Origin of the sequence: uncultured Chloroflexus sp. (assembly GCF_938091255.1) — a bacterium.
Taxonomy (GTDB): domain Bacteria; phylum Chloroflexota; class Chloroflexia; order Chloroflexales; family Chloroflexaceae; genus Chloroflexus.
This window is the reverse complement of record NZ_CALLJH010000021.1, coordinates 136,735-146,042: the sequence shown is the minus strand read 5'-3', so window position 1 is coordinate 146,042 and position 9,308 is coordinate 136,735. Positions and strand designations below refer to the sequence as shown.

Here is a 9,308-nt window from a genome sequence, read left to right as displayed (position 1 = left end):
GGCCGAAACTGCTACAACCGCTGCTGATGGTTCGTACAGCTTCACCGGCCTTGTGCCCGGCGAATACTACCTTATCTTCAGCAACCTGCCGAGCGGCTATGTCTTCACCGCCGCCGATCAGGGCAGTGATAATGCGGTTGACTCGGATGCTAACCCCACGAACGGTCGTACCGCGAATTTCACGCTCACGAGTGGTCAGACCGACACCACGTGGGACGCGGGTGCGTATCGGCCAGCTAGCGTCGGCAACTTCGTCTGGCGCGATGTGAACGGCGACGGCCTGCAAGATACTGGCGAACCTGCTATCAGCGGCGTGACCGTCACCCTGACCGGGGCCGGGCCGGATGGTGAGTTCGGCACGGCGGATGACATCAGCCGTACAACTGTGACCGACAGTAACGGAGAATACCTCTTCACCGGACTACCGCCGGGCAGCTACCGACTGAGCTTCAGCGACATCCCGGCTGGATTGACCTTCAGCCCGGCCAATCAAGGCAGTGACGACGCTGTTGATAGTGACGTAGAGACGAATGGTGAAACGACGGTCTTCACCCTTGTCAGTGGTCAGAACGATCTCACCCGCGATGCCGGACTCTACCCGCTGCTCAGTCTGGGTAATCTGGTCTGGGAAGATTCCAACAACAACGGTGTCTTTGATAGTAGCGAGTCGGGCGCAGGCGGTGTGCGAGTCCGCCTCTACCGTGACAGCAACGGCAATGGCATATGGGATGCCGCTGATCAGTTGGTTGGTTCAACCATCACCGACAGCAACGGTAACTACCTCTTTACCGGCTTGCCACAAGGCAACTACTTCGTGGTCTTGCCGGGCGCTCAATTCGCGGCTGATAGCCCGTGGTCAGGGTATCGCAGCAGTACCGGTGCGCTCTCGCTTACCGTCGGGCCATTCGAGCCGGGTGTTGGTGCGAACACCGATCTTGACGACGACGACAACGGCACCCAGCAGGTCCTCGATATCGTCAGTAGCCTGATCGAACTGCGACCCGACAGCGAGCCGGATGTAGCCGTCGATGGCGATGACCGCAACAGCAACCTTACCATCGACTTCGGTATCTTCCGGCCAGCCGTAGTAGGCGATTTCGTCTGGAGCGATCGCAATGGGAATGGCCGGCAAGACCCTGATGAGCTAGGAGTGGCCAACGTGCGGGTTACCCTCTACTACGTGGGACCTGACGGCATTGCCGGCACTTCCGACGATGTGGAGGTAGCGACGCAGTTCACCGATAGTGATGGCTTCTACGAGTTTACCAATCTACTGCCGGGCGACTACTATCTGGTCTTCAGCGAATTGCCGGTGGGGGCGCGCTTCACCGCCGCCGATCAAGGCGCTAATGAAACACTCGACTCAGACGCCGATCCGGTCACCGGCGTGACCGCCGTCTTCGCGCTCACGAGCGGGACGATCACCTTGGATTGGGACGCTGGTCTCATCTTGCCGGCCAGCGTGGGCGACCGAGTGTGGGAAGACCGCAACGGCAATGGTGTGCAAGACGCAGGCGAGCCGGGTATTGAGGGTGTAACCGTGCGCCTAACCGGTTTCGATATTGACGGAAATACCGTTGATCGGAGCACGACCACCGATAGCAACGGCAACTACCGCTTCGATAACCTGCAACCGGGTGAGTACACAATTACAATCACACCACCGGCTGGCTACGTCATCATCACCGCCAACCGTGGCAGTGATACCGGTGCCGACTCAGATGTCGATCCGTCGAGCGGAGCAACCGACCGCTTCATCATCGGCGGTGGCGACATTGATCTGACGTGGGATGCTGGTCTGTACCGACCAGCCATTGTAGGTGATCGAGTCTGGCTGGACGTGGACGGCAACGGTGTCCAAGACGCGGGTGAGCAAGGCGTTGCTGGGGTGACGGTGCGATTGACCGGCACTACCGGCACAGGCGAGACAATAACGCGCACTGTGACGACCGACGACAACGGTAACTATCGGTTCGACGACTTACCGCCGGGGTCGTACACTATCACCGTCACACCACCAGCCGGCTATGCCATCACCGTGGCTAACCGCAGTGGTGATGACAGTGCTGACTCGGATATTGATCCAAACAGCGGAACGACCGCCACGTTCACCGTCACCAGCGGAACAATTGATCTGACGTGGGATGCCGGCCTATACGTACCGGCGACGCTTGGCAATCGTGTCTGGCATGACCGCAACCAGAACGGCATTGCCGAGGCAGGTGAAGAAGGGGTGAGCGGAGTAACTGTGAGTCTCTACCGTGCCGACGGCACGCTGGTTGGCACGGCAGTGACCGGCGATGATGGCAGCTACCTCTTCACCAACTTGCCGCCGGGGAGCTACTATCTCGAGTTTAGCCTACCGAATGGCTGGGCATTCAGTCCGCAAGGTCAGGGTGGTGATAGCGGGCGTGACAGCGATGTTGACCCGAACACGCAACGCACGCAGGTCTTCACACTCACGAGCGGCCAAACCGACCTCGGTTGGTGGGCGGGTATCCACCAGCCGGCCCCGCCAACGGCCATCACCCTGCTCAGCTTCACCGCCGAGCGGCAGAGCAACGGTGTGCTGTTGCGCTGGGTGACGGGCAGCGAACGGGATACGCTCGGCTTCGTGATCCTGCGCAGCGCGAGCGGCAACCGAGCGGATGCGGTGCCGATCGTGGCGACGCTGATACCAGCGCAGGGCAGCGCAGGCAGCGGCGCGAGCTACCAGTGGTTTGATCGCACGGCTCAGCCAAACGTGAGTTATCACTACTGGCTGGTCGAGATCGAGACAGGTGGCGGGCGTAACGAATTCGCGTTGCATAGCCCGGCGGTACAAGCGGTACAATTCGTCTATCGGGTGCTAGTGCCAATCATTCAGCGCTAGCAGCAGTTCTCTTGCGGTTCTTTCACCGGTTGCTGTTCCTCACAATAGTGTGAAGGGCGGCGACCGGTGTTTGTATGCCAATTGAAAATGCGTAACCACACGAGCAGTTTGCATTGCTCGCGGCTGACAATCGTGCTCGCGGTAAGAATAGAGCGGTGTGAGCAATGGGCAGTTGTAGCAGCGACAGGAGATACTCTGCCCAAGATGAACGTTCATCTCCACGATGCTGCGTTGCTGTGAAGTGTTTTTCAGACAATTTTTTGACTTGTAAGCAAAAAAGTCATGCCAAAGTTGGCATGTCATGATATAATAGGCAAACAAGATAAAAAAGTCTTATCTTGGCATATCATCACTGGCTGCTAGAAGGCACATTCCCCTCGCTGAGGCAGAGGGCGTGTACGAGCAACTGCGACCGTTGAAGATCAGCGTAGAGTAGAGGTCTCATCTCCTGTCTGTGTAGGTATACCTGTAGGTATACCTCTTTCGGTATCGTCCAATCTGAGCTTGACGAGTATTCGCACAGGAGCCGGCGCTATGTATATTCGCTGGGTTGTGCGGCGGCACAAAAACGCAGAGATTGCCAATACCAATTTCCATGACGCCTATCTTGTCGAGAGTTACCGTGACGAACGGGGGCAGCCGCGGCAACGCACGATTGCCTATCTCGGCAATATTCGCCAGATCGGAGGGGAATTTCCGACGATTGAGCGTGAGCTGTTTTTATTGCGCGCAGATCGCATCCTTGAGACCTTGCCAGAGTTAACTGAAAGCGATCGGCAAGAGGTACGGGAAGCGTTACGGCGCAAGGTGCCGCCATTAAATCGTGATGAGGTTATCCGGGGGTTTACTGCCAATTTAAGCTGGTACCGGCAATGGTGGGAGCAGAATGGCAATCCGCTCAGTGATGAGGAAGTGCTCAGTATTGTGCGGGCCACGCGGGGCAAGGTCGGTCCGATCTAAGCCATACCTAGACCGAACATAAACAATTTTGTCATGACAATGGTAACAGCTCCGTGGTAGGATATAACCATGGAGCAAAATACTGTGTTAATCGTTGATGACGATGAGCAGATGCGTGCGCTGCTCATCGAAACAATAGCCCCATTCAACCTCCGTCTGCTAACTGCGCAGCGCGGCGATCAGGCGTTGCAATTGGCCAGACAGTATCACCCTGATCTGATCCTACTCGACGTCATGATACCGGATATTGACGGCTTTGAAGTATGCCGATTGTTGCGCGATGATCCGATGTTAGCCCAGATTCCGATTGTTATGATCACCGCCTTGAATGATCGCGAAGCAAAAATACGCGGATTCGAGGTTGGTGCCGATGAGTTTATTACCAAACCGTTTGATCTCGGTGAATTGCAAGCGCGGGTTAACACCTTATTGCGCTTGAATCGATACCGCCGGCTCTTGCAAGAGCAAGCACGCGTGAATGCCGAACGAGCGCGGTTTGAGTGGGTGGTCGAGACGTCGGATAACGCATACCTTATTCTTGACCAGCAAGATCGGATCACCTACGCCAATGCCCGCGCCCGTGCATATCTTGGTTTGACGGCTGATGAACAGCCGAGCAGGCCCTTTTGCGAGCTAGCTGCGCAGCGGTATCAGTTGGCGCCATCCGAGGCATGGGAACAGTGGCCGGTGCCGACTGATCTCCAGCGCTTCTTAGTGCATCCTGAAACGCTGCATAGTTCTGAACAATGGCTCAAAGTTGAGCCGGCGCTCATCCATCCGGCTGACGATCAAATTGTCGTGATCATCCGTGATGTGACGCAACAAATCACGGTCCAACGCGAGATGTGGACGTTTCATACCGCGATCTCGCATAAACTGCGCACACCACTGGTCAGCATTATTGGTGGTTTGAACATCTTGCACGATAATATGGATCAGCTCGATCGTTCGATTGCGCGGAACATTGCGGCTATTGCCCTCAGCGGCGCGCACCGGCTGCAAAGCGAAATTGATGATATTTTGCTGTATGTGCGCAGTCCCGGTGATGCGCACTACCTTGATACATGCACGGTGTTTGAACTACCTGCCATGATCGCTGCGATCAGCCAAGAATTGGGGATGCAGACCGTCAGTCTCAACCTTGATCCCGCGCTCGATGCGCGGCGGTTGCGAATTTCGCGGCGTAGCCTAGAAACGATATTGCGGGAATTGTGCGAAAATGCCAAGAAATTTCATCCCCAACGCAATCCGGCAGTGATGGTGCGCGTTGATACTGATCTGGTTCGTGATCAGGTGCGGTTGCTAGTTTGCGATGATGGGATACATCTGCCGCCAGAACAACTGCGCAAGATTTGGCAGCCGTACTATCAGGCCGAGCGCAGCTTTACCGGGCAGGTTGAAGGGATGGGGCTGGGGTTGGCGCAGGTGGCGCGGATCGTATTGGCGGTTGGCGGCAGCTACCAGATACATAATCGCTCTGATCGGCCCGGAATCTGTGTCGAAATCCGCATTCCTTTTGCGGAAGAACAGGCGCGTGGCGTCGTGATCGGTGCAGGTGAACGTTAAGTTGACGCTTATCAGCTCTTCTGCTACTCTGTGAAGCCGGTTAAGCGCAGAGAAGGAGCCAGAGCTTGCGGATTGCAATCACTGGAGCATATGGGCAATTAGGGCAGGCTGTGATGGCCGCGCTCGCCGATCAGCACGATCTAGCGCCGTTGGGACACGGCCAGCTTGAATTGGCTGATCCGGCAACTGCTGATCAGATTGCGGCCACCGGCGCCGAGGTGGTGATTCACGCTGCCGCCTATACGAATGTGGATGGGTGCGCGCGCGATCCATTGTTGGCCTATCGGGTCAATGGCTTGGGCACGCGCTATGTGGCCCTTGGCTGTCGCCGGATCAATGCAGCGCTGGTCTATATCAGCACCAACGAGGTATTTGCCGGCGATGGCCGGCGGCCGTATCTTGAGGATGATCCCACCGGCCCGATCAATCCGTATGGCCAGAGCAAGCTGGCCGGTGAGCAAGCCGTGCGTGAGCTATGGCCGCGCCATTTTATCGTGCGAGTGGCATGGCTGTTTGGCGGTGAACGCAATTTTGTCCGCACGGTGTTGCGGTTAGCGGCTAACCCGCCGGCGGGCGGGTTGCGGATGGTGGCTGACGAGATCGGCAGTCCCACTTACGCGCCTGATGTGGCAGCGGGTTTGGCGCAATTGATCACGACTGATTACTACGGCACCTATCACTTTGTTAACGATGGCATCTGTTCACGCTACGAGTTTGCGGCTGAAATCTTGCGCCGCGCCGGTATTGATACCCCGCTTCACCCTATTCGCTTGCGCGATTTTCAACGCGATAGCACACCGCCGCCCTATACCCCGCTGGCCAACGTGGCCGGTGCAGCGTTGGGAATTACCTTCCGTTCGTGGCAAGAGGCGCTTGACGCCTATCTTGCCCGTCTGCGCCGCGAAGTGTCATTACCATGATTGATGTGATTGTACCCAATTACAATGGCAGCGCTTTGCTGCCGGTGTGTCTTGACTCGTTGCGCGCGCAGACTCGGCGTGATTTTGTGGTAACAGTGGTTGATGACGCAAGTACCGACGACTCGGTAGCGTTGGTACAGGCACGCTACCCGGAAGTGCGGGTGTTGGCGTTGGCGCAGAACCGCGGGTTCGCGGCAGCGGTGAATGCAGCGATAGCGGCGACCGAGCGCCCTTTTGTGGTCTTGCTTAACAATGATACCGAAGCTGACCCTGAGTGGTTAGAGGCGCTGATCGGCGCGCTTGAACGCTGGCCGCAGTTTGCCTTTGCCGCCGCGAAGCTGCGTCTGTTCGACCGGCGCGAGGTGTTGCATTCGGCAGGAGATTTCTATCGGTTGAATGGCGAGCCGGGCAATCGCGGCGTGTGGGAAGTCGATCGTGGCCAATACGATGCTTACACCGAGGTGTTCGGTCCATGCGCCGGCGCAGCTGCATATCGGCGCAGCGCACTAGAACTGCTGGCCGAAGATGGCAAAGTCTTTGACGAAGAACTAGTAATGTACTGTGAGGATGTCGATCTCAACTTGCGCGCGCGGCGCAAAGGTCTGCGTACTATTTTTGTCCCAACCGCAGTCGTCTACCACCGGCTGAGCGCCAGCGGCGGTGGCGTTTTGGCTAGTTATTATTGCGGGCGCAATTTTCCGCTCGTATGGGTGAAAAATATGCCGTCGCCGCTGGTGCGCCGCTATTGGCCGGCGCTAGTGATCTCGCAGGTGCGTTTTGCCCTGCATAGCTTGTTGCATGTGCGCGAACCAGCCGCACGGGCGCGGCTGCGTGGCCAATTGGCTGGTTGGCGCGAGTTGCCGCGCTTTCTATCACGCCGTTCCGCATTGCCAGAAGAAACAGCGCCGGTCGTCGCCGCATTGGCGCTCGGCCAGCCACCTACGCAGAGTCCATCATGACCAACGAACCATTCCTATCTATTGTGATCCCAGCGTACAACGAAGAGCGGCGCTTGCCGGCAACGCTCGCCGCAATTATGGCCTTTCTCGCCGCCGAGCCATACGCCAGCGAAGTGATCGTTGTCGATGATGGCAGCGAGGACCGCACCGCCGAGATTGCCGCTGCCTTCCCCGCTGTCACCGTGTTGCGCTGCGATCATCGCGGCAAAGGGTTTGCGGTGCGCGCGGGGGCGCTTGCAGCGCGCGGATCGATCATCTTGCTGTGTGATGCTGATTTAGCGGTGCCGATCGAGGAATGGCCGCGATTGCGCGCCGCGATCGAGGCCGGCTATCCGATTGCGATTGGGTCGCGTGAGGGAGTTGGTGCGACCCGTGAGGGCGAACCGTGGTACCGGCATGTGATGGGACGGGTGTTCAATTGGATCATTCGCCTCGTGGCTCTGCAAGGAATTAACGATACCCAGTGCGGCTTCAAGGCGTTGCGCCGTGATGTGGCCCGCGATCTCTTCCGCCGGGTGCGTATGTATGGCGATGATGCGCCAGTTGTGCGCGGCGCCGCTGTGACCGCGTATGATGTCGAATTGCTCTTCCTTGCCCAACGCCGTGGCTACCCAATCGCCGAAATTCCGGTGACGTGGCGCTACGGTGCGGAAACGAAAGTTAATCCGCTGCGCGACTCGTGGCGCAACTTGCGTGATGTGCTCCGGGTGCGCTGGAATGATCTCCGTGGCCAGTATGACGTCACATCTGCCGCGGTAGAGGAGGTTGCTCCCTGATGACTCCTGCCCAACGCGCGTATCTGCGCCGCCTCGCCCATGCGTTGCCGGTCACGGTGATGATCGGTAAGCATGGCCTGACCGAAAACATTCTGTCGAAGGTCGAGCAAGAACTTGATGCCCACGAGTTGATCAAAGTACGGTTTATCGACTACAAAGATATGAAAGAGGAGTTGGTCGAGACGATAGTGGCGACGACCGGGGCGATGTTGGTGGCAATGATTGGCCACACGACGATCCTCTATCGCCCGCACCGCGATCCGGCGCGGAGGAAGATCCACGTATGAACACGAAAGCCTTGCAACGCGGGTTCTGGCTCTCGTTCTGGTCGGTGGTGACCATTATGACGGTGCGCGGCGCGATCATTCCGGCGCGGCTGCGCAATCTGCGGATTACTAGCCTCAGCGGGATCGGGCCGGTGTATGCGACCGTGAGTTGGGGCTACAGCGCCGGCAGCCGGCCGGTGAACGTGATCTTTGACCTACAATTTGCTGGTGGTGCCACCGGCAGCGTCACCGTTGATGGCGAGGCGCTCGAGGCTGAGGTGCCGTTGATTGGGACGGCGCGGGCCGGTGAGGCGTATACCATCACGGCGACGTTGGTCTACCGCCAGTTGGGTTGGACATTTATCCGCCAGATGCAGGTGTCGGGTCAGGTTGGGTAGCTTGCGCCTCTAGTTCGGCGATGCGGGCCCGCACTTCGGCGGCGAGCCGCTGCAATTCACGATTGACCACGTACTGCCATTCGGCTGCTTCGTGGTCTTCGAGTGCGCCGCCGCCATACTTCAATTCCATCGCCAAATGCCACCCTTTGCGTTCGGCAAACTTCTCTAATTCGGCGCACCGGCTCGGCGGCCAACGCCGGCGGATAAACTGGCGAAACGCGCGTTCCATCCGTCCTGATCCATCGGGATTTAGTGATGGCAGGGGGAAAAATGGCTCTTTATCGCGCGGATCGGGGGCGGCTGCTTTGCTGAAGTAGAGGGTGCGCTGGGTAATCGAGTAGCGCCACTCGCCATCGCCATGGTAATTGCCGGGGTTGTTGGCAATAGCACCGGTTAGCATGCGATCGGTGATGGTCATCGTTGCACCTATTCGATAAAAACCGATCTTACGACAGTAACTTGTTTTATACAGCATAGCACAGAGCAGGCGAAGAGACAACTAGTTGGGAAGTAAGGCGTGGGGAGGAAGGGCCAGAACGGTGGCGGCTCTTGTGTACTTACTTTTATTACATCCTCTCTGGTATGGCATAG

The 9,308-nt window shown here is 57.7% G+C and carries 9 protein-coding genes; 8 read left to right on the top strand and 1 reads right to left on the bottom strand.

Annotated elements, in window-relative coordinates; genetic code table 11:
* The 8 genes from Q1A00_RS08720 to Q1A00_RS08685 all read left to right on the top strand — a co-directional run.
* Positions 1–2,872: SdrD B-like domain-containing protein (locus Q1A00_RS08720; protein ID WP_299756274.1), on the top strand; the 2,872-nt coding region annotated here is incomplete at its 5' end.
* Between the two features lie 534 nt (positions 2,873–3,406).
* Complete coding sequence (locus Q1A00_RS08715; protein ID WP_298408268.1) at positions 3,407–3,832, top strand: hypothetical protein; 426 nt, start codon at positions 3,407–3,409, stop codon at positions 3,830–3,832.
* A 69-nt stretch (positions 3,833–3,901) separates the two neighbouring features.
* Positions 3,902–5,398, top strand: coding sequence for a response regulator (locus tag Q1A00_RS08710; RefSeq protein ID WP_298408266.1), 1,497 nt, complete (start codon positions 3,902–3,904; stop codon positions 5,396–5,398).
* A gap of 65 nt (positions 5,399–5,463) precedes the next feature.
* Positions 5,464–6,318, top strand: coding sequence for a dTDP-4-dehydrorhamnose reductase (rfbD, locus tag Q1A00_RS08705; RefSeq protein ID WP_298408263.1), 855 nt, complete (start codon positions 5,464–5,466; stop codon positions 6,316–6,318).
* Positions 6,315–7,277, top strand: coding sequence for a glycosyltransferase family 2 protein (locus Q1A00_RS08700; RefSeq protein WP_298408260.1), 963 nt, complete (start codon positions 6,315–6,317; stop codon positions 7,275–7,277). Before rfbD ends, Q1A00_RS08700 begins: the two co-directional genes overlap by 4 nt.
* A complete protein-coding gene (locus Q1A00_RS08695) occupies positions 7,274–8,053 on the top strand; it encodes a dolichyl-phosphate beta-glucosyltransferase (RefSeq protein WP_298408257.1) in 780 nt (259 codons plus the stop codon). Before Q1A00_RS08700 ends, Q1A00_RS08695 begins: the two co-directional genes overlap by 4 nt.
* Positions 8,053–8,340 (top strand): YhbY family RNA-binding protein, encoded by a 288-nt coding sequence (locus Q1A00_RS08690; protein WP_298408254.1) that lies wholly within the window; start codon positions 8,053–8,055, stop codon positions 8,338–8,340. The genes Q1A00_RS08695 and Q1A00_RS08690 overlap by 1 nt, the downstream gene beginning before the upstream one ends.
* Positions 8,337–8,717 carry a hypothetical protein gene (locus Q1A00_RS08685; protein ID WP_298408242.1) on the top strand — a complete coding sequence of 127 codons (381 nt, stop codon included), beginning with the start codon at positions 8,337–8,339 and terminating at the stop codon, positions 8,715–8,717. The genes Q1A00_RS08690 and Q1A00_RS08685 overlap by 4 nt, the downstream gene beginning before the upstream one ends.
* On the opposite strand, the gene Q1A00_RS08680 is transcribed toward Q1A00_RS08685, so the two are convergent.
* Entirely contained in the window at positions 8,680–9,135 is a 456-nt protein-coding gene (locus Q1A00_RS08680; protein ID WP_298408239.1) for a hypothetical protein, read from the bottom strand. The genes Q1A00_RS08685 and Q1A00_RS08680 overlap by 38 nt on opposite strands.
* Between the last annotated feature and the right edge of the window lie 173 nt (positions 9,136–9,308).

Bases quoted from the DNA above. Each gene is read 5' to 3' on its own strand.
- Q1A00_RS08715 (WP_298408268.1), top strand. From the start codon at position 3,407: ATGTATATTCGCTGGGTTGTGCGGCGGCACAAAAACGCAGAGATTGCC.
- Q1A00_RS08710 (WP_298408266.1), top strand. From the start codon at position 3,902: ATGGAGCAAAATACTGTGTTAATCGTTGATGACGATGAGCAGATGCGT.
- Q1A00_RS08700 (WP_298408260.1), top strand. From the start codon at position 6,315: ATGATTGATGTGATTGTACCCAATTACAATGGCAGCGCTTTGCTGCCG.
- Q1A00_RS08695 (WP_298408257.1), top strand. From the start codon at position 7,274: ATGACCAACGAACCATTCCTATCTATTGTGATCCCAGCGTACAACGAA.
- Q1A00_RS08690 (WP_298408254.1), top strand. From the start codon at position 8,053: ATGACTCCTGCCCAACGCGCGTATCTGCGCCGCCTCGCCCATGCGTTG.
- Q1A00_RS08685 (WP_298408242.1), top strand. From the start codon at position 8,337: ATGAACACGAAAGCCTTGCAACGCGGGTTCTGGCTCTCGTTCTGGTCG.
- Q1A00_RS08680 (WP_298408239.1), bottom strand. From the start codon at position 9,135: ATGACCATCACCGATCGCATGCTAACCGGTGCTATTGCCAACAACCCC.